The sequence below is a fragment of the Rhizobium sp. Leaf453 genome, assembly GCF_001425605.1.
In the GTDB taxonomy this organism is placed as follows: domain Bacteria; phylum Pseudomonadota; class Alphaproteobacteria; order Rhizobiales; family Rhizobiaceae; genus Pararhizobium.
Map to the genome: position 1 here is coordinate 367,991 of NZ_LMRG01000001.1, position 19,344 is coordinate 387,334.

A 19,344-nucleotide genomic window follows, 5' to 3' on the forward strand; every position below is an offset into this window, starting at 1 on the left:
AGATTGATGACAAATCTGGGCGATCTTGAGGTCTTCACCCGTGTCGTGGCGACTGGCAGCATGTCCGCCGCCGGGCGGGCACTCGGTTTTTCGCCCGCCGTCATCTCCAAGCGGATCAAGCGGCTGGAAGACCGGCTGGGCACGCGGCTGTTCCAACGAACCACCCGGCAGATCTCGCTAACCGAGGCTGGCCAAGGGTTCTACGACCGGGTTCTCGGTATCATGGCCGGGATCGAGGAGGCCGAAGCCTTTGCGTCCGGGCGTTCGGGGCAGGCTCAGGGAACGCTGCGCATCACGGCGCCCACCTCGTTTGGCCGCATGCATGTCGCGCCGCATCTCGCCCGCTTCATCGAGGATCATCCCGATCTCGTGCTCAACATCGTCCTCTCCGATGAGTTTTCCGACATTGTCGCTGACGGCTTCGATCTGGCGATCCGGATCGGCGAGCTCAGCGATTCGACGCTGGTCGCCCGGAAACTCGCGCCGGTGCGGCGCATCCTCTGCGCTTCGCCTGCCTATATCGAACGCTTCGGCATGCCGGAGACGACCGAAGATTTCAGCCGCCATATCTGTCTGCGCCAGCACAATCACGATACCTGGAAGCTGGAAAGCCGCGAGGGAACGATGAGCTACAAGCCGCAGGGCCGGTTGATCACCAATTCATCGGAAGTGGTGCGCGAGGCGGTCTTGTCCGGCGCCGGTATCGCGCTGCGCTCGACCTGGGATGTCGGCGGCGACCTGAAATCGGGAAAACTGGTGCAGGTCCTTCCCGACTGGGAGGGTTCGCGCAACCTGTTCGTCTCCGCCCTCTATCCCAGCCGCCAGTTCCTGCCGGCCAAGGTGAGGCTGTTCATCGATTACCTGACAAGCCTTTATGGCCCGGAGCCTTACTGGGAGCGGTAGCAACCTTGTCCCAGAAACCATAGCGGCGGGCGTGCCTGCGCTTGAGATCAGCGACATAGTCCTCATGCGGCATCAGCCCATCATTGCCGCCGGGCCGCGCCGCAAGTGCCGCGAGCCTCACCAGATAGTCCGCGCCCGTCCCGTAAAATTCCAGCAGGCCACGGCCGACAATGCGTTCCAGAAGCGCGCGATAGAGCGCTGTGGCCGCCGCCGGATAATCCGCCTCGAAGGCTTCGGCGGCGGGCAGGAGAAATTCGTAAAACTCCCCCTCCCACACGCCCCAGCGCCGAATGACATAACGTGCCGCAAGATCGAGCCTCGGCCAGGCGAGGTAGAAGCGCAGCGCAGCATGCGGCTCTCGATAGTCCTCGACGAAGGCAAAGGCCCGGTCAAGCGCCTCGAACTCCTCGAAATCCCCGGCCTTGGCGATGTATTCCCTGAGGATTTCGACATCGAGTGCCTGCCCGAAAATCTTCCAGCGAAGCGCCTGCGCGGCCGGCCGGTCCTTCATGCCTTCGAGGATGGCTGCCTCCAGCCGGTCCCGGTCCGGCAGGGGCTTCGGCGCGCCATTGATCAGCTCGCTGCGGCGGACAAAACCGACGCGCGACTTGCGCGGCCGGCGGATCCAGGCCAGCGCATCAGCAAACCGGCCCGCCTCATGAAGGCGGTCGGCAACGACGACGGGATCACGCAGTGCATCGGGAAGCGCCTCCTCGATCGCGACATAGGCATCGAGATCGCCGAGCGCATCAACGATGGCACGACGGACTGGAACGACTGCCGGAAGAAGGGTGGCGCTCGCCGGGATTTTCATCACCGGCGCCAATGCAGCGTCCCATGCCTTCAGAACTTCCGGAGAAAGGCCTGCAGCAATGCGCACAGCCAGGAGTGTTCGGAACCCATGATAATCCATCCCCGACAGCGCGGGCGTGATGAGCGACGCGATATGCGCCTGCTGCTCGGCCGACGCCCGTTGTGCAAGGTCCGATGCCGCCTCGCAGGCCTGCGCATAGATGCCGGCAATGCGGCCGCTGGAATCGTTGGCGCGCTCCGCGATACCGTCATAGCCAAGCACGAAGCGGATCAGCCGTTCCAGCGCCATGCCGGGATCGACGGCACCGAACTCCTTGATGATGCTGGCGGAAATGCTTTCGAGGTCGTTGCCGAAAGCGCGCTCCTTTTGCCAGCGGATACGTGAGGTGGCCTTTTCCAGTGTGGTGAGACGGGTATCGACGAGCTTGGCAATCCCGGCACCGCCACCGATGCCGGCGAGCGCCGCATTCAGGCGCTTCTTGAAGGATGGGTTGAGTGCCGCCTCATCCAGCGCAAGCTCGATGAGCTTGTCGAGACCAAGCGCGGTCAGCCCATTCTTGTCCAGTTTCGCCTTTTTCGCCGCTTTCGCCATTCACCGACTGACCGAATCTCTCTGATGCGGTTTCAAGGTTTAGTGGCTTTCGCGGTCTTCGTCTGCATGATGTTTGCGGATCGCACGGACGACCAGCCACAGCACCAGCACGGCGATGGGGACGAACAGGCCGGTCAGCACGCTCGACTTGATCGGCAGGCCCTCGCTTTCCAGCGCCTTGGCGAGATAGCCGAACAGGCCGACGACATAGTAGGAGATCGCGGCGACCGACAGGCCTTCGACGGTCTGCTGCAGCCGCAGTTGCAGCTTGGCGCGGCGATCCATCGAATTGAGCAAAACGCTGTTCTGCCGCTCCAGCTCGACATCGACCCAGCTTCGCAGCAGGGCGGTGGCGCGGGTCAGCTTGCGCGACAGGTTGGCCTGCCGCTCTTCGACCGACTGGCAGGTGCGCATGGCCGGCGCGAGCCGCCGTTCGAGAAAGGTGCCTAGCGTCTCGTACCCGGGCACTCCGGTTTCCGTCAGCGAGCGGATACGCTCCTGCACAATGCCGTAGTAGGCGCGGCTAGCGCCGAAACGATAGAGACTGAGCGCGGCTCCGGCCTCAAGCTCGGCGGCAAGCAGCGTGATCTCGGACAACATCTCGTCCGCCTTTTCGCGGGCTGACGTGCGCATCCTTTGGGTCACCCCGGTGAGCCCATCCTCAATCCGGCGGATATCGGGCGAAAGCGACTGCGCCAGAGGCAGTCCAACCATGGCAAGTGTGCGGTAGGTTTCGATGTCGAGCAGACGCTGGATGAGCGCGCCCGTGCCGGCTTCCGTCATGCCGCGATCAATGACCAGGATCGGCGTCAGGCCATCGCCGTTCTGGCGAAAATCCGTCAGCACGACGGCCTGGCCACCCTTGACGTCGCTGTAACAGAGGCTGGTCGGATCGAACTGGCTCATGGCGGCGCGCGTTTCCGGCGTGTCAGGACGGATTTCCAGCCGGATGCCGGAGATCAGCGTGCCGGGCGGAGAAAAGCCGTCGCCGAACGGATGAGTCGTGACTTCGCCGCCGAAGCGGTCGGGGATTTCGCCGTCCCAGAAATAGGTCGAAAATTCTGTGTGCCGCTCCCAGCGCAGCGTGCCCTGCCCCCAGGACAAGGCATGGTGATTGGCTTCTCGGCTGGGCGGGGAAACGCCGCGGGCACGCGACAGATCGGACAGGACGGCATGATCGACGCCCGAGCCACCGTCCGTCATGAAGGCAAGCTGGAAGATCACCCGCGGCGATCTCACCAATGCATATGGACGCGCATGGATCTCGCCCAGCGCCTGCGCGCGAGCCGGTGCCGATGGAAAAGCAAAGCTGCGTTTTGCCATGAAGCGTTTTCCCCTCTCACGCATCAATCAGAACCCTCTTATCAACAGGATGAGCAAAAGGGAAAGGACGCATTGACGCAGCCCCGACATTCTCCGTCGCAACGGCGGTCAAAGTGGCTAAAGAATTTGACCACTTTTTCACGGGCAGCTAGATTGCCGGTCAAGGAGATTTGCCGTGACAGACGAGATCATCGATGCCTTTGCCCGCATCCCGCACAGCCGAACCTCCGACGAGATCATCGAGCAGATCGAACTCCTGATCCTGGACGGCGTGCTGCGCGACAGCGAGCGTTTGCCGAGCGAACGCGACCTGTCACGTCGTCTCGATGTCTCCCGCCCCATTCTGCGCGAAGCGCTGAAGGAACTGGAAGCGCGTGGGCTGCTCGTCAGCCATCATGGCGGCGGCACCTTCGTCGCCGATGTCATCGGCCAGGTCTTCTCCAAGCCGGTGATCGAACTGATCGCCCGTCACCAGGAGGCGACGCAGGATTATCTCGAATATCGCCGCGAACTTGAGGGCATGACGGCGGAACTGGCAGCGCGGCGCGCGACGCGCTTCGACAAGGACATGCTGACACGGATCATGGAGGAGATGCGCGCAGCCCATCTGGCGGGCTCTGCCGAAGGTGGCTTGAAGACGGATGTCGACCTGCACAGCGCGATCGGCGAGGCGGCCCACAACATCATCCTGCTGCATACGCTGCGCGCTTGTTACCGGCTCTTGAGCGGCGGCATCTTCTTCAATCGCGAGGTCCTGTTTGCTGCCCCCGGCGCCGGCGACAGGCTGCTGGCCCAGCATGAAGCAATCTACGAAGCGATCATGGCCGGCAATCCGCAGCAGGCGCGGGAAGCGGCGCAGAACCATATCGACTTCATCATCACGGCGACGCGCGACGCCGAGCGCTCCGGCGAGTGGGCGCGCATCTCTCAGTTGCGCATGCAGCAACGCGGCCGCCAGCCGTCCGCCGCCAACCCGAAAACGGCTATCGACGACGAGCACTGATCGAGATTTCTGTGAAAAATGGCGTGGATTGCCTCGCCAATGCCGCAAACAAACTCTAGGACGGCGCGAACGACACGTTTCGCTGGTGCAATCCACCTAAATTAGCCGCCTTCCGCTTCGTACCCTCTCCCGTGGGCGCGCTGCGGCACTATATGTGTCTCACTAAATCTACCCGTTTACAGCCTGCACGAAGCGAGCATAGTGAAACGATATTACAGTTTGATGATTCTATTGGTTGAAAGGTCACCCTGACGTTGAACATTTTGAATCGAATCGCCACAGACGTCCGCCTGATGTTCCGCCGCCCGGTGCGAATGCAGTGCGCTGCACTGTGTTATCGATTCAAGAAGAAGACGGCCATACCCGAAATCTTGCTGATCACCAGCCGCGATACTGGCCGGTGGGTCATTCCCAAGGGTTGGCCGATGGAAGGCAAGTTGTGTCACGAGGCTGCCGCACGCGAAGCGTATGAAGAGGCTGGCGTCAAGGGTGAGGCCGGCGCGGAACGTATCGGTTTCTACATGTATGACAAAGGCATGGACCATGGACTGAAAGTTCAGTGCATGGTGCAGGTTTACCCGATTGTCGTGCTGGACATGCTGAAGAATTTTCCGGAAAAGGGCAGCCGGAAGATGGAGTGGGTGACATTCGACGAGGCGGCCAACCGTGTCGCCGAGCCGATGCTCAAGGACCTGATCCTGAATTTTGAAAAACGGCTTTTGGCCACCATGCATTCCGCTCCCGAATCGATGGCGCGATAGACGTCCGCCATCCGGTAAAGCGGATAGCGTGACGTAAGGCCGACCGGGCATAGTTCCGACAGAACAGCCCGTCGCCTGCATGAATGGAGAAAAGACGGTGAAACCGCTCCCGAGCCTCGAAAAGCCGACACTCGACAGCTACCTCGACAAGGTCACGCTCAATGAGCAGGCGACTAACCATGTGCTGCGGCCGTGGGCGGGCATCGGGCTCGGCATGCTCTTCCTCGTTCTCAGCATGATCCTTGCGGCGGCTTATGTATCCGAGGAACCGGGCTTCCTGATCATCGTCGCTGCCGCCGCTGTTGCCGCTTACATGGCCATGAATATTGGCGCCAATGACGTGACCAACAATGTCGGCGCCGCTGTGGGATCGAAGGCGATCACCATGGCAATGGCGCTCGTCATCGCCGCAATCTTCGAGATCGCTGGCGCTGTCTTCGCCGGTGGCCGTGTGGTGTCTACCATCGAGGCCGGTATCGTCGATGCAGCGCAAATGCCGACCGGGCTTTCCTTCGTCTGGGTCATGATGGCGGCGCTCGTCTCGGCCGCCGTCTGGATCAATATCGCCACCTGGTCCGGCGCACCGATTTCGACCACCCACTCGATCGTCGGCAGTATTCTTGGTTCCGGTGTTGCGGCGGCCGGTATGGACGCTATCCACTGGACTTCGCTTGCCGGGATCACCGCAAGCTGGATGGTGTCACCGATCCTCGGCGGTGGTATCGCGGCCATCCTGCTGGCGTTCATCAAGACCTTCATCATCTATCGTGAAGACAAGATACGTGCGGCCGTGTTCTGGACACCGTTCCTCATCTCCGCGATGACCGGATCCTTTGCCGCCTATTTCGCCGTCATCGCCTTGGAAAAGGTCGTTACTGTTTCTTTGACCAACGGCATCCTGATCGGCCTTGCGGTCGCGGCTGTCACCATTCTCGTCACACGCCCATGGGTTGCCCGGCAGGCGCGGGGCCTCGAAAACCGCAATCAGTCTCTGCGCAAGCTGTTTCGCATGCCGCTGATCCTGTCCGCGGCGCTGCTCTCTTTCGCCCACGGCGCCAATGACGTCTCCAATGCCGTCGGCCCGCTCTCGGCTATCGTCGCCAATGTCAACGGGCTGGCGATCGTCAAGACAACCTATGTTCCGCTCTGGGTGATGTTGATCGGCGCCTTCGGCATTTCCTGCGGCCTTCTGCTGTTCGGACCAAAGCTCATCCGCGTCGTCGGCGAGGAAATCACCAAGCTCAATCCGATGCGCGCCTATTGCGTGGCGTTGGCGACGGCGATCACCGTGCTCATCGCCACATCGCTCGGCCTGCCGGTCTCGACCACCCATACGGCGGTCGGCGCTGTTTTCGGCATCGGTTTCTTCCGCGAGTGGTATACCCGCAACTCCACGCGGCGACTGGAATATGTCCGCAAGAAAACCGGTCAGATGGATTTCGAACGGCGTGTTCAGCACAGCCCCGAGGAAAGCCATCGGCGGCGCCTGGTCCGGCGCTCGCATTTCATGACAATCGTCGGCGCTTGGGTTATCACCGTTCCAATCTCGGCGCTGCTATCCGCCGCGCTTTATTTCATTTTCACAGCCCTCTTCATCTAAGGACGTATCCCATGCGCGCCAATTTCCGCATGCAGCGGCTGTTTGTCGATGTGCCGCTTGCCAAGGGCGCGATCTACGAGGTCTTGAAGGAACAGTTCAACTATCTGGTCAATGTGCTGCGTTTCGAGGCAGGCGATGCGGTCCTGATCTTCAACGGCCGGGATGGCGAGTGGCGGGCAGACCTGTCCTTCCCGACCAAGAAGCGGCTGTTCCTGACGGCGGTCGAGCAGACACGACCGCAGCCCGCGCCTTGCGATCTGCATTATCTGTTCGCTCCCCTAAAAGTCGGGCGGCTGGATTATCTCGTGCAGAAGGCCGTTGAAATGGGTGCCGGATTGCTGCAGCCGGTGATGACCCAGCATGTCCAGGGCAAGATCACCAATCTCGATCGTGTCCGCGCCAATGTCATCGAGGCGGCCGAACAATGCGGGGTGCTCGGCATTCCGGATGTCACCGAACCACGCAGGCTGGAAGATGTTCTGGAAAACTGGCCGACCGACCGTCGAATCATCTTCTGCGACGAAGGCGATGCAGGCCAGAATCCCCTGCCGGTGCTGGCCGGGATCAAGGAGCGTAAGCATGCGCTGCTGATTGGCCCGGAAGGCGGCTTTTCCGATACGGAACGCAGCCTGCTGCGCAGCCTCGATTTCGTCACCGCGATCCCACTCGGCCCCCGAATCCTGCGGGCCGATACCGCCGCCGTCGCAGCCATGGCGGTTATCCAAGCGGCCATCGGCGATTGGCAATAGCACATGCGACATTTTCGCGACTGCAAGGTGTTGAAAAATTGAACCGGACTTGAAAGAATTTCACTTGCACCACACGTGAAACCGGTTCAATCACCCTCCTGAATTCTGCCGTCCGGCAGGCTTAAGCCCATTCAAAAGAAGACGCCCATGGCCAGAGATACCACCGACCAGACGCCGGTTAGCTCCGTCGCAGAACTGACCGAATATCTGGCCGGAGGCAACAAGCCGAAGGACAGGTTCCGCATCGGCACCGAGCATGAGAAATTCGCCTTCTTCAAGGCCGATAACAGCCCCGTTCCCTATTTCGGCGAAGCCAGCATTTCTGCGCTCCTGAACGGCATGGCGGAAAAGACCGGCTGGGAGCCGATCATCGACGCCGGCAACATCATCGGTCTCGCCGAACAGTCCGGACAGGGCGCGATCTCGCTGGAGCCCGGCGGACAGTTCGAGCTGTCGGGTGCGCCGCTCGAAAACCTGCACCAGACCTGCAAGGAATCCAACCAGCATCTGGCCGTGCTGCGCGAAATCGCCGAACCGCTCGGCATCCGTTTCCTCGGTATCGGCGGCAGCCCGAAATGGACGCTGGCGGAAACCCCGCGCATGCCGAAATCCCGCTACGACATCATGAGCCGCTACATGCCGAAGGTCGGCACGCAGGGCCTCGACATGATGTATCGCACCTGCACGATTCAGGTGAATCTCGACTTCTCGTCCGAAGAAGACATGCGCCGCAAGATGCAGGTTTCCTTGAAGCTGCAGCCGCTCTCCACGGCGCTGTTTGCAAGCTCGCCCTTTACCGACGGCAAGCCGAACGGCCTTCTGTCCTGGCGCGGCAACATCTGGCGCGACACCGACAACCAGCGCGCCGGCGTGTTGCCAGCCGTGTTTAACGCCGATTTCGGCTTCGAGGACTATGTCAAATGGGCACTCGACGTGCCGATGTATTTCGTCGTCCGCGACGGCAGGTATCACGACTGTACGCATGTGACCTTCCGGCAGTTCATGAACGGCGCACTGAAGGGTGAATTGGCCGACTGGGAACCCAATATGGGCGACTGGACCAACCACCTCTCGACGCTCTTCCCGGACGTGCGCCTCAAGCGCTTCCTCGAAATGCGCGGCGCCGATGGTGGCCCCTGGCGGCGGATCTGTGCGCTGCCGGCCTTCTGGGTCGGGCTCCTTTACGACGACGAAGCGCTTGCAGCGGCGGAAGACCTTACGCGCGAATGGACCTACGAGGACACACTTGCCATGCGCAACGCCGTCCCGGCGCAGGGACTTAAAACCGCGCATGGCGGTAAGTCGCTCTACGACGTTTCCCGCGAGGTTCTGTCGATCTCGCGCCTCGGCCTTAAGAACCGCAAGCGGTTGAACGGCGACGAAGTTGACGAGACGATCTTCCTTGCGCCTCTCGACGAAGTGCTGGCCAAGAAGGCAACGCTTGCCGAGGATTTGCTGGCTCTTTACAACGGGCGCTGGAACGGTTCGGTCGATCCGGTGTTCGCCGACTATCAATATTGATGGGCGCCACGTCCTGATTGCCGTCCCGAGGGGGGGGGAGAGCAAGCATGCAGGAACTGAAGGCAAGGCTGGCGGGGCTGGCGCTGATCGCGCTTGGCGTCGCATTGGGCTGGTTCTTTGCAATCCGCCCACTTGAAGAGGCACGGCAGGGCGCGCCGGAGGTCAGTTACTCCCTCAAGATTTTCCTGATCGTTCCCCTGTGCATCATTTTCGGTGCGGCGTTTGTCGTGAAGGGATCGAACCTTTCCTACCGCAATGTGGAGCGCCAGACATTCACACCGACAGGATGGTTTCTGTTTGGCCTCGTTGCGCTTGCGACGGCTGCCGGCTTCTGGTGGTTCAAGGAACAGTTTTCGGCGCTCGGCTATCAATGATCCGGGAACCGATGGTTGCCGGCTTTCTGAAAAAGCGGTTTCCACCTGTCATTTCCTCGTTATAGTGCAACGAGATGCGTCGTTTCGCCTGCAGGAGAGAACAGGACATGATCCCGCTTTTTGACATGATGATGCAGGCGCAGAACGGCAAGGCGATCGACGTGATGGCCAAGCAATTCGGACTCGCGCAGGAACAGATGACCAAGGCGACGGCGGCGCTGATGCCGGCCTTTTCCGCAGCGCTGAAGCACAACTCGGCCAATCCCTATGATGTCGGGGCCATGCTGACCGCGATGTCGAGCGGCAACTATGCGCAATATTTCGAGGATTTGAACAAGGCCTTCACGCCCCAAGGCCTCACGGATGGAAACAATGTCCTCAACCAGCTTTTCGGTTCGAAGGAGATGCTGCAGGCCGTCTCGGTACAGGCGGCGCACGTAACCGGTATAGGGCAGGAAATCTACAAGCAGATGATGCCCGCCATAGCGAGCGCCATCATGGGTGGCCTGTTCAAGCAGGCGTCCGGCCAATTGGGCGGAATGCAGAATCCCTTCGCCAATACGCCCATGGAAACGATGATGAAGCCGTGGCTGGAGGCTTCCGGCTTCATCAAGAAGCCGCAACCCGCCCCCAATCCCTTTGACAATCCCTTTACGCAGGCCATGCAGGGGTTCTTCGGTATGAGCAAGCCGGAGGAAAAACAGCCAACTGCGCCGGATATGTTTGCCGGCAATCCGTTCATGAAGGCGTTTCAGGACATGATGAGCGCGCCGGGTGGAAAACCCGAACCGGAAAAGAAAACAACCGACACCAGCCCCATGGTTCCATTTACCGACATGATGAACAAGATGTTTGACAGCGGGCTTGAGGCACAGAAGGAATATCAGAAGACCATCGACGGTCTGTTCGAGACCTACCGGAAGAATACGTCGGGCTGACAAGACCCGAATCCGGTGTTTTGGTGATGTCATAAAACTCAGATTGACAAAGCCTGACACAGCGACAAGATTGACGCATATTCTATACCTGAAGTTGAATAAAGCCGTGCAGCTATGATGCCGAAGCATCTGCATGACTGGCGGCATGTGACATATCGCATCATACATTCAGCACCGAAGCGCTCCGACCAATCGCGACATCAATCGATGGAGGACGCCAAGGATGAGATATTGCCGGGGAAAGCACCATGACAACGAAGCCCACGCTGTGGAAGTCGCGTTTCCAAGTGAATACCATCGACGACGGCACCTACGGGAACACACAATACGGTTCCAAGGTCGTAGCGCTCGCCGATGGCCGTTTTCTGGTTACATGGATCGATGACTCCGGCGGTCAGTTCGGTTTTCCGGGCTTGGAAGTGCTCGGCCAGATTTATGATGCGCTGGGGCGTCCGGTCGGCGACGAATTTACTGCCAGCGTCATATACAACGACGACAACCAGCAGGCTCCGGACATCATCTCTTTCGACGACGGCAGTTTTGCCGTCGCCTACCAATCGACGGACGCCGTGCCGATCGGCGACGCCGAGAACATCAACATCGATTATTTCAAAGCTGACGGCAGCTTCGACTACAATATCGATCTGCGGCAGAACTTTGCGGGTCCGCTCGGGGTCGATGATCGCGCGCCGTCGATTGTTGCGCTCGCCAATGGCGATGCGGCGATCGTCTATGAGCAAAGCGACAATGGCGCCGCCTCCAATATCGTCGGGCATATCCTCTCGAATAAGGCGGCGGGCACGCTGATCAATTTCGAGACGACGGCGGAAGCCACCCGCGCGGCCGATCTCGCTGTGCTGTCGAACGGCAGCCTGATCGTAACCTATGAGCGCGACCTGACCATCGGCGCGGGCACCGACTATACCCAGATCTGGTATTCGGTCAGAACAAGCGGCGGCACGCTGACCCAGAGGCTCGTTGCCAGCACCGATCTTGGCACGGCCGCCAAGCCTGTCATCGCCACGCTTTCGAATGGCGGTTTCGTCATCGCCTGGACAGATTCCGATGCCGGTCCCGGCGCGCCGGGCGCGATCGCCCGCTACTTTTCCGCGCCGGGCGTCGTCGGTGTCGAAGTGTTGCGCGAGACTTCGGGTGCCGAAAGCGCACCGACGGTGACGGCGCTCGCCGACGGCGGTTTCGTTCTCGGTTGGGCTGATGGCACGTCTCACAGCCTGAAAGGGCAGCGCTTCAACGCATCCGGCCAGGAAGTGGGTACGGAATTCACACTTGCAACAACGGGCAATCCCTCGCAGATGCAATTCGCGCTGCTCGATGACGGCCGCTTCGTGGCGACCTTCACCGCCGACGTTGGTGGCGACAGGGACATCCAACTCACCATCTTCGATCCGCGCACCAGCCCGATCCAGGGCACCAGCGCCAATGACGTGCTGACGAGCCGGATTGACGGCGCCATTGTGCAGGGCCTCGACGGCGACGACAAGATCTATGGCCAAGGTGGCAGTGACACCCTGGAAGGCGGCAAGGGGGCCGATTACCTGATCGGCGGAACCGGTGCCGATTGGGCGTCCTACGCCAATGCGGCCGCTGCCGTGAAGGTCGATCTCTCGACCCCCGCCGGCAATCTTGGTGAGGCGGCGGGCGACACCTACAATTCGATCGAAAACCTGCTCGGCTCCAGCTTCAACGATACCCTTTCCGCCAACAGCACCGCCAACACGATCTATGGCGGAACAGGCAATGATACGCTGGATGGCCGGGCCGGCAACGACGCGCTCAGAGGCCAGGATGGCGACGACATCCTAATTGGCGGTGCGGGCGCGGATACCCTGATCGGCGGACCAGGTTCCGATACGGCTTCCTACAGAACGGCAACCGCGGGCGTCGTGGTCAGTCTGAAAAATCCGGCGGTCAATACGGGGGATGCATCGGGCGACACCTACAATGTGATCGAGAACATTGAGGGGAGCGCGCACGCCGACAATCTGACCGGTGCGGACTCGATCGCCAACACGATTCTTGGCGGCGCAGGCAATGACATTCTCGATGGTGCCAGCGGCGATGACATCCTCAATGGAGGCACTGGCAACGATCTGCTGACAGGCGGCGCCGGCAAGGACTTCTTCCTCTTCAATACCACCCTGAGCGCAGGCACCAATGTCGACACGATCAACGATTATGTCCGCCTGGACGATACGATCCATCTGGAGGATTCGATCTTCGTCAACATTGCGAAGCATCCTGACGGCACACTCGTCTCCGCCGCTTTCAAGGACTTGAGCAGCGGCGCAGCCGATTCCAGCGACCGGATCATCTACAACCGCACGACGGGAGAGCTCTTCTATGACCGTGACGGATCCGGGGCGACTTACTCCGCAATCAAGTTCGCCATCATCGACAACACGTCGGGGGTCAATTCGACACTGACAGCGGCGGATTTCGTGCTCGTCTGAGACGTGTCCGCCTTTATCGGGATCGCCATCAAAGAAAAAGCCCGGTGCGGGCTCGGGACCGCGCACCGGGCAAGCAGCAGGGCATATTGGCTCAACCCTGCGGGGAACGGTAACGCGCAGAGGCGGCTGCGCGTCCCTGTTGCGCGGCGCATCTTTCGACGCATGAGGAGCGCAACAAAATTTTGAAGCTGCTGGTCGGTTTAATCGGCCGACACCATACTGCAGCGGAGGAATACGTCAATCTTGGCGCGCATTCCTGTAGAAAATATTCGCTCGGTTGCGAGAAGCCTGCGTCAGATGACGGCTGGGATCGTCGAAGAACGACGAGGTCAGGGCTTCACGGACTTCATGACGGCTGAGACCCATGTCCAGCAACTGATGATCGTCGAGATCGTCCAAGCGGCCGATGGCGCTTCGGTTTCGCAGCAGGCGCCAAACCGACGTCATCACGCCCGTCAGCCCCGCAAGGCGGGATGCGGCGGTCAGCTTCCCGGTCAGGGTGAGATCGAGGGTGGAATCGGTCGTGCGCATGATACTACTCCTTTTTCCTGGGCACGAAGCGACCCATCCCCCGCAGGGAGGTCAGCGCGGGGGTCGGGTCGAAACTTTGATGGTGATCGGTGTCGCCAGAGACTGGCTGGCCGCTTGTTTGATGCGATTTGCACGATCAAATTCGCAAATCCTTATTGATCAGTCCAACGAATGTTTCTAATGATATTCATCAAACAATTTTATAGGTACTCTTTCGAAGGACCTGGGGCCATGGCCGCACCGCTCGATATCGATCAATTGCAGACGTTCGTGGCCATCGCCGACACCGGCAGCTTCACCAAGGCGGCGGATCGGGTCTTCAAGACCCAGTCAGCCGTGTCGATGCAGATGCGGCGTCTCGAGGAGCGGATCGGCAAGCAGCTTTTCGCCAAGGATGGCCGCGGCAACCGGCTGACGGCGGAGGGCGACCGGCTCTTGAACTTCGCCCGTCGGATGATCCGGCTGAACAACGAAGCGATTGCCTCCTTCGATGACAACAGGCTCGAAGGCACGCTGCGGATCGGCACACCCGACGACTATGCCGACCGCTATATGCCTGAAATCATTGTCCGCTTTGCCAAGACGCATCCGAATGTCGAGCTTAACATCGTCTGCGAACCATCCGTCGACCTCGCCGAGAAGATGGCGAAGGGCGAACTCGACATCGCGCTGGTGACGCACAATCCGCGCGCGCGCGCTTCGGATGTCGTGCGCACCGAGCCGCTCTGCTGGGTGAGTTCCATCAATCATCCGCTGCCGGAGAATGCGCCGGTGCCGCTGGCCGTCGGCAAACGCGATTGCCAATGGCGGCAAGCTGCCTGTTCTGCGCTGGACGCGACGGGCAAGGAATACAACATCCTGTTCACAAGCTGGTCATCGACCGTTGTCGCGGCGGCCGTGCTCGCCGGCATGGCGGTTTCGGTCCTGCCGGAATCGGCGCTGCGCACCGGCATGAAGGTGCTGACCCAGGCGGACGGCTTTCCGGCGTTGGCGCCGGTGCAGATCGGCATCATGAAGCGTCCAGGCCTCTCGCCATCGCTGTCGAACGCGATCACCAATCACATCACGGCCTGCCTCGACAACATCACGCCGAACGCGGCCACCGATGATCTCGACACAGACATCAAGAGCTTCCCTCGCTATCCGCGCCTGCGCCAGAGCCATATGCTGCCCGGCTGGTAAACCAACCATCGTGACAATAAAAAACCGCGCTCTTTCGGTGGAAAGGGCGCGGCTCTGCTTTACGCAGCCGGTATTGCCGTATGGCCAAATGCGCCCCTGAAGGCACCCTACATTAGCTTCTCGTCATCAAAATAGTTAACAGTCGCAAAGGCTTAATCGCCGGTGCGGGGAACTCATAGACGAACACGGGTCATGTCCCAAGAGGGGCTGGTGAACCATTTTTGGTCTTATCTGCGGATTGCACTCAAAACAGGCGGAGACATGAAAAAACCGGGCGCCTTGCGGAGCCCGGTTTCGATTTCACAGCGACGGTGACGATCAGTTCAGATCGAACCGGTCCGCGTTCATCACCTTGGTCCAGGCAGCGACGAAGTCGCGAACGAACTTTTCACCTGCATCGCTCTGGCCGTAAACTTCGGCAAGAGCGCGCAGCTGCGAGTTCGAGCCGAAGACCAGATCGACGCGGGTTGCGGTCCACTTGACCTCGCCGGTCTTGCGGTCACGGCCTTCGAAGACGTCCTTGTCAGCCGAAACAGCCTTCCACACCGTGCCCATGTCGAGCAGGTTGACGAAGAAGTCGTTCGTCAGGGTTTCCGGGCTCTTGGTGAAGACACCGTGTTGGGACTGGCCAACATTGGCGTTCAGCGCGCGCAGGCCACCGACGAGAACCGTCATTTCCGGCGCGGTCAGCGTCAGAAGCTGAGCCTTGTCGATCAGCAGTTCCTCGGCCGAAACCGTGAACGCGGTCTTCTGATAGTTGCGGAAACCTTCCGAAACCGGCTCGAGAACCGAGAAGGATTCGACATCGGTCTCTTCCTGCGTGGCGTCGGTGCGGCCCGGCGTGAAGGGAACCGAGACGTCGTGACCGGCGTCCTTGGCTGCCTTTTCGACGGCGGCAACACCGCCCAGAACGATCAGGTCAGCAATCGAGACCTTCTTAGCCCCGGACTGGGCGTCGTTGAAGGCCGCCTGGATCGCTTCGAGCGCAACAAGCACCGTGCCGAGCTGATCGGGCTGGTTAGCCTCCCAATGGCGCTGCGGGGCAAGGCGGATACGGGCGCCGTTGGCACCACCACGCTTGTCCGACCCGCGGAAGGTCGAGGCGGATGCCCAGGCTGTCGAAACCAGCTGCGAGACCGACAGGCCCGAGGCAAGGATTTTTTCCTTCAGCGATGCGATATCGGCGTCATCGACCAGGACGTGGTTGATGGCCGGGATCGGGTCCTGCCAGATCAGGTCTTCGCTCGGCACTTCCGGACCGAGATAACGAGCCTTCGGTCCCATGTCGCGGTGGGTCAGCTTGAACCAGGCGCGGGCGAAGGCGTCGGCGAACTGATCGGGGTTTTCATAGAACCGGCGCGAGATCTTCTCATAGGCCGGATCGGCGCGCAGCGCGAGGTCGCTGGTCAGCATGGATGGCGCATGGCGCTTCGATGCGTCGTGCGCATCCGGCACTGAACCCGCACCCATGCCATGCTTCGGGGTCCACTGGTGTGCACCGGCCGGGCTCTTCGTCAGTTCCCACTCATAGCCGAACAGGTTCCAGAAGAAGTTGTTGCTCCATTTCGTCGGCGTTGAGGTCCAGGTGACTTCGAGACCGCTGGAGATGGTATCGCCGCCATGACCGCTGCCATAGCTGCTCGCCCAGCCGAGGCCCTGCAGTTCGATATCGGCGGCTTCCGGCTCGCGGCCGACATGGGCGGCATCGCCCGCACCATGGGTCTTGCCGAAGGTGTGGCCACCGGCGATCAGCGCGACGGTTTCCTCGTCGTTCATGGCCATGCGGCCAAAGGTTTCGCGGATATCGCGGGCAGAAGCGATCGGGTCCGGATTGCCGTTCGGGCCTTCTGGGTTGACATAGATCAGGCCCATCTGCACGGCTGCGAGCGGGTTTTCGAGGTCACGTTCGCCGGTGTAGCGCTTGTCGTCGAGCCAGGTACGCTCGGCACCCCAGTAGATGTCTTCTTCCGGCTCCCAGACATCGGGACGGCCGCCGGCGAAACCGAAGGTCTTGAAGCCCATGGATTCGAGCGCGCAATTGCCGGTGAGGATCAGCAGGTCGGCCCAGGAGAGCTTGTTGCCGTACTTCTGCTTGATCGGCCAGAGCAGGCGGCGGGCCTTGTCGAGGTTGACGTTATCCGGCCAGCTGTTGAGCGGCGCGAAGCGCTGCGTACCCGAGGAAGCGCCGCCGCGACCGTCGCCCGTCCGGTACGTGCCGGCGCTGTGCCAGGCCATGCGGATGAAGAAGGGGCCGTAATGACCGAAGTCGGCCGGCCACCATTCCTGCGAATCCGTCATCAGCGCGAACAGGTCCTGCTTGACGGCGGCAAGATCGAGCGTCTTGAACGCTTCGGCGTAATCGAAGCCGGTTCCCATCGGATCGGACAGGGCGGAATTCTGATGCAGAATCTTCAGATTGAGCTGGTTCGGCCACCACTCCCGGTTCGACGTGCCCTCGCCCGCATTGCTGGTGAGCGAGCCGTGCATGACCGGACACTTACCCGTTTTTTCGACCTTGGCGTCCATGTGTGCCTCCTGTTTTTAACGCAATGGAATTGGTTCGGCCGCACCTTCGTCCATATTCTCCATAGTTTCCAATTGTATTTAATAGGATTATCGATAGGATAGACTTATCATGATCACCCTGCGACAAATGCGTTATTTCGATGCTCTGGCAACCACACGGCACTTCGGGCGGGCCGCCGAAATGGTCAATGTCAGTCAACCGGCTCTCTCCGCGCAGATCGCCGAAATGGAGCGCCATCTCGACGTGAAGGTCATCGAGCGCAACCGCAGCGGCGCGCTTCTGACACGGCAGGGCGAGGCGCTGCTGCCGGATATCCGCGCCATCCTTTTGTCTGTCGATGCTCTGTATGACCGTGCCCGGCAAGCCACCGGCGTGCTGGAGGGACGCCTCCGGCTCGGCATCATCCCCACGGTCGCGCCATATCTGGTGCCCAAGCTCATCCCGATGATGCGACAGCGTTATCCGAAACTGGATGTGGAACTGCGCGAACTGTTGACCACCGGCTGCGTCGATGACGTCAAGCACGGCAAGCTCGACTGCGCCATCATCGCGCTTCCCCACGGAGACGATAGCCTTCAATCGCGCCCACTGTTCGAGGACCGTTTCCTGATCGCCAGTGCCGAGGACGAAAACACCGTCCTGGTCTCGCCGATGACGGAAGCGCAGGTGGACATGGACCGGCTGCTGCTGCTGGAAGAAGGACACTGCCTGCGCGACCAGGCGCTCGCTGTCTGCGGCACCAATGCCGGCCGCAGCGTCGCCAATTATGGTGCAACGTCAATGGCGACGCTGTTGCAGATGGTTAGCCATGGCATGGGCATCACGCTCATTCCGGAGATCGCGGTGAAGGACGAGCGCACCCGCAACCGCATGCGCATCGTCCCCTTCGCCGAACCGCAGCCCTCCCGCCAGATCGGCCTCATCTGGCGCAACCGCAGCGGCCGCGACGGCGACCAGCAGGCACTAGCGGCTTTGGTAACCGAGGCGGCGGGGGAGTTGTTGGGGTGATAAGAAGAAGCACAGTTGAGACAACGTTCCGAGTTTGCGGAGGCTCACCCCCCTCTGTCACGGAGTGACAGAGGGGGGTGAGCCTCGAATTCAGATGTCTCGGAAAGTTATCACACCACCTTCGCCTTCAGAAACTCCACCGTCCGGCTCCAGGCGAGATCGGCGGCGGCCTTGTCGTAGCGGGCGGCGGAGGTGTCGTTGTTGAAGGCGTGGTTGACGCCGTCGTAAATCTGGATGGTGAAATCCTTGCCGGCGTCGGTCAACGCCTTTTTATAGGCGTCGATACCGGCATTGATGCGGTCGTCGAGGCCGGCATAGTGCAGGAGAAGCGCGGCCTTGATCTTCGGCACATCTTCGGCCGGTGCCTGGGAACCGTAATAGGCAACGCCGGCCTTGAGGTTGGGGGACGCGACGGCGAGTTTGTTGACCATGCCGCCACCCCAGCAGAAACCGATGGCGCCGGCCTTGCCGGTCGTGGCCTCGTTGCCTTCGAGATAGGTGACGGTCGCAACCGCATTACCGATGGTCTGCTTGCCATCGAGCGCGCCGATCATTTCGCGTGCCTTGTCCTCATCGGCAGGCGTGCCGCCCGATGGCGACAGGAAGTCCGGGGCCAGCGCAACGAAACCTTCCAGCGCCATTCGGCGGGCGACATCTTTGATATGCGGGTTGAGGCCGCGATTTTCATGGATGACGATGACGGCGGGCAGCTTTCCGGAGGCATCGGCGGGGCGCACCAGATAACCCTTCATGTCGCCGCCTTCGCCGGGATAGGTGACGTCTTCCGCTTTCACGCGCGGATCGGCTTCCGGGATGATTTCCGCCTGGGCGCTGTTGGCGGCCAGCAGAGGCGCGATGGCAGCGGCACTTGCCGCCGAGCCGGTCAGGGCCGTCAGCTTCTGCATGAAGCCTCGGCGGTCGAGGCTCAGGTGCGTGTATTCGTCATAGGCGTTGATCATCGCCTGGGTAATCTTCGGCTGTTCCATTGTCGTTCCTCCCGGGGTGAGGCGCGTCCTGCGCTCAAGGCAAGCGCGCTTGATGGTGGCAA

General features: G+C 60.8%; 16 protein-coding genes. 11 read left to right on the forward strand and 5 right to left on the reverse strand.

Annotation, left to right across the window (positions count from 1 at the left end):
- Positions 1–6: 6 nt before the first annotated feature.
- Positions 7–903 (forward strand): LysR family transcriptional regulator, encoded by an 897-nt coding sequence (locus tag ASG68_RS01830; RefSeq protein ID WP_062583610.1) that lies wholly within the window; start codon positions 7–9, stop codon positions 901–903.
- Here the strand turns inward: ASG68_RS01830 and ASG68_RS01835 are convergent.
- Both ASG68_RS01835 and ASG68_RS01840 read right to left on the reverse strand, forming a co-directional pair.
- Positions 851–2,308 (reverse strand): DUF6880 family protein, encoded by a 1,458-nt coding sequence (locus ASG68_RS01835; RefSeq protein WP_062583609.1) that lies wholly within the window; start codon positions 2,306–2,308, stop codon positions 851–853. The two genes, ASG68_RS01830 and ASG68_RS01835, sit on opposite strands and share 53 nt — an antisense overlap.
- Positions 2,309–2,347: 39 nt before the next feature.
- On the reverse strand, positions 2,348–3,631 hold the full coding sequence (locus tag ASG68_RS01840; RefSeq protein ID WP_062583608.1) for a DUF3422 family protein: 1,284 nt from the start codon (positions 3,629–3,631) through the stop codon (positions 2,348–2,350).
- 175 nt (positions 3,632–3,806) lie between these two features.
- Here ASG68_RS01840 and ASG68_RS01845 point away from each other — a divergent pair, with 175 nt between their 5' ends.
- From ASG68_RS01845 to ASG68_RS32705, 8 genes are all read left to right on the forward strand, one after another.
- A complete protein-coding gene (locus ASG68_RS01845) occupies positions 3,807–4,634 on the forward strand; it encodes a FadR/GntR family transcriptional regulator (protein WP_062583607.1) in 828 nt (275 codons plus the stop codon).
- A 254-nt stretch (positions 4,635–4,888) separates the two neighbouring features.
- Positions 4,889–5,395: an NUDIX hydrolase gene (locus ASG68_RS01850; RefSeq protein WP_062583606.1), complete on the forward strand. Its 507-nt coding sequence runs from the start codon at positions 4,889–4,891 to the stop codon at positions 5,393–5,395.
- Between the two features lie 79 nt (positions 5,396–5,474).
- Positions 5,475–6,995, forward strand: coding sequence for an inorganic phosphate transporter (locus ASG68_RS01855; protein WP_062583605.1), 1,521 nt, complete (start codon positions 5,475–5,477; stop codon positions 6,993–6,995).
- A gap of 11 nt (positions 6,996–7,006) precedes the next feature.
- The gene (locus ASG68_RS01860) at positions 7,007–7,744 is read left to right on the forward strand and encodes a 16S rRNA (uracil(1498)-N(3))-methyltransferase (RefSeq protein WP_062583604.1); all 738 of its coding nucleotides are present in this window, start codon (positions 7,007–7,009) and stop codon (positions 7,742–7,744) included.
- Positions 7,745–7,891: 147 nt separating this feature from the next.
- Positions 7,892–9,265 carry a glutamate--cysteine ligase gene (locus tag ASG68_RS01865; RefSeq protein WP_062583603.1) on the forward strand — a complete coding sequence of 458 codons (1,374 nt, stop codon included), beginning with the start codon at positions 7,892–7,894 and terminating at the stop codon, positions 9,263–9,265.
- A gap of 47 nt (positions 9,266–9,312) precedes the next feature.
- Positions 9,313–9,639, forward strand: a complete 327-nt coding sequence (locus ASG68_RS01870) for a hypothetical protein (protein ID WP_062583602.1) — start codon at positions 9,313–9,315, stop codon at positions 9,637–9,639.
- Between the two features lie 107 nt (positions 9,640–9,746).
- Positions 9,747–10,577 carry a DUF937 domain-containing protein gene (locus ASG68_RS01875; RefSeq protein WP_062583601.1) on the forward strand — a complete coding sequence of 277 codons (831 nt, stop codon included), beginning with the start codon at positions 9,747–9,749 and terminating at the stop codon, positions 10,575–10,577.
- Positions 10,578–10,825: 248 nt separating this feature from the next.
- On the forward strand, positions 10,826–13,048 hold the full coding sequence (locus tag ASG68_RS32705) for a calcium-binding protein (protein WP_062583600.1): 2,223 nt from the start codon (positions 10,826–10,828) through the stop codon (positions 13,046–13,048).
- A 237-nt stretch (positions 13,049–13,285) separates the two neighbouring features.
- Here ASG68_RS32705 and ASG68_RS01885 read toward each other — a convergent pair whose 3' ends face one another.
- A complete protein-coding gene (locus ASG68_RS01885; RefSeq protein ID WP_062583599.1) occupies positions 13,286–13,579 on the reverse strand; it encodes a DUF1127 domain-containing protein in 294 nt (97 codons plus the stop codon).
- A gap of 231 nt (positions 13,580–13,810) precedes the next feature.
- Between ASG68_RS01885 and ASG68_RS01890 the strand changes: the two genes are divergently transcribed.
- Positions 13,811–14,761, forward strand: a complete 951-nt coding sequence (locus ASG68_RS01890; RefSeq protein WP_062583598.1) for a LysR substrate-binding domain-containing protein — start codon at positions 13,811–13,813, stop codon at positions 14,759–14,761.
- A 318-nt stretch (positions 14,762–15,079) separates the two neighbouring features.
- Here the strand turns inward: ASG68_RS01890 and katG are convergent, their stop codons facing one another.
- Entirely contained in the window at positions 15,080–17,287 is a 2,208-nt protein-coding gene (katG, locus tag ASG68_RS01895; RefSeq protein ID WP_062583597.1) for a catalase/peroxidase HPI, read from the reverse strand.
- 109 nt (positions 17,288–17,396) lie between these two features.
- On the opposite strand from katG, the gene ASG68_RS01900 reads away from it, so the two are divergent.
- A complete protein-coding gene (locus ASG68_RS01900; protein ID WP_062583596.1) occupies positions 17,397–18,296 on the forward strand; it encodes a hydrogen peroxide-inducible genes activator in 900 nt (299 codons plus the stop codon).
- 110 nt (positions 18,297–18,406) lie between these two features.
- Here the strand turns inward: ASG68_RS01900 and ASG68_RS01905 are convergent, their stop codons facing one another.
- Complete coding sequence (locus tag ASG68_RS01905) at positions 18,407–19,282, reverse strand: dienelactone hydrolase family protein (RefSeq protein ID WP_062583595.1); 876 nt, start codon at positions 19,280–19,282, stop codon at positions 18,407–18,409.
- Between the last annotated feature and the right edge of the window lie 62 nt (positions 19,283–19,344).

Excerpts from the sequence above, each read along its gene's own strand:
- ASG68_RS01830 (WP_062583610.1), top strand. The coding sequence starts at position 7 with ATGACAAATCTGGGCGATCTTGAGGTCTTCACCCGTGTCGTGGCGACT.
- ASG68_RS01835 (WP_062583609.1), bottom strand. The coding sequence starts at position 2,308 with ATGGCGAAAGCGGCGAAAAAGGCGAAACTGGACAAGAATGGGCTGACC.
- ASG68_RS01840 (WP_062583608.1), bottom strand. The coding sequence starts at position 3,631 with ATGGCAAAACGCAGCTTTGCTTTTCCATCGGCACCGGCTCGCGCGCAG.
- ASG68_RS01855 (WP_062583605.1), top strand. The coding sequence starts at position 5,475 with ATGAATGGAGAAAAGACGGTGAAACCGCTCCCGAGCCTCGAAAAGCCG.
- ASG68_RS01860 (WP_062583604.1), top strand. The coding sequence starts at position 7,007 with ATGCGCGCCAATTTCCGCATGCAGCGGCTGTTTGTCGATGTGCCGCTT.
- ASG68_RS01865 (WP_062583603.1), top strand. The coding sequence starts at position 7,892 with ATGGCCAGAGATACCACCGACCAGACGCCGGTTAGCTCCGTCGCAGAA.
- ASG68_RS01870 (WP_062583602.1), top strand. The coding sequence starts at position 9,313 with ATGCAGGAACTGAAGGCAAGGCTGGCGGGGCTGGCGCTGATCGCGCTT.
- ASG68_RS01875 (WP_062583601.1), top strand. The coding sequence starts at position 9,747 with ATGATCCCGCTTTTTGACATGATGATGCAGGCGCAGAACGGCAAGGCG.
- ASG68_RS32705 (WP_062583600.1), top strand. The coding sequence starts at position 10,826 with ATGACAACGAAGCCCACGCTGTGGAAGTCGCGTTTCCAAGTGAATACC.
- ASG68_RS01885 (WP_062583599.1), bottom strand. The coding sequence starts at position 13,579 with ATGCGCACGACCGATTCCACCCTCGATCTCACCCTGACCGGGAAGCTG.
- ASG68_RS01890 (WP_062583598.1), top strand. The coding sequence starts at position 13,811 with ATGGCCGCACCGCTCGATATCGATCAATTGCAGACGTTCGTGGCCATC.
- katG (WP_062583597.1), bottom strand. The coding sequence starts at position 17,287 with ATGGACGCCAAGGTCGAAAAAACGGGTAAGTGTCCGGTCATGCACGGC.
- ASG68_RS01900 (WP_062583596.1), top strand. The coding sequence starts at position 17,397 with ATGATCACCCTGCGACAAATGCGTTATTTCGATGCTCTGGCAACCACA.
- ASG68_RS01905 (WP_062583595.1), bottom strand. The coding sequence starts at position 19,282 with ATGGAACAGCCGAAGATTACCCAGGCGATGATCAACGCCTATGACGAA.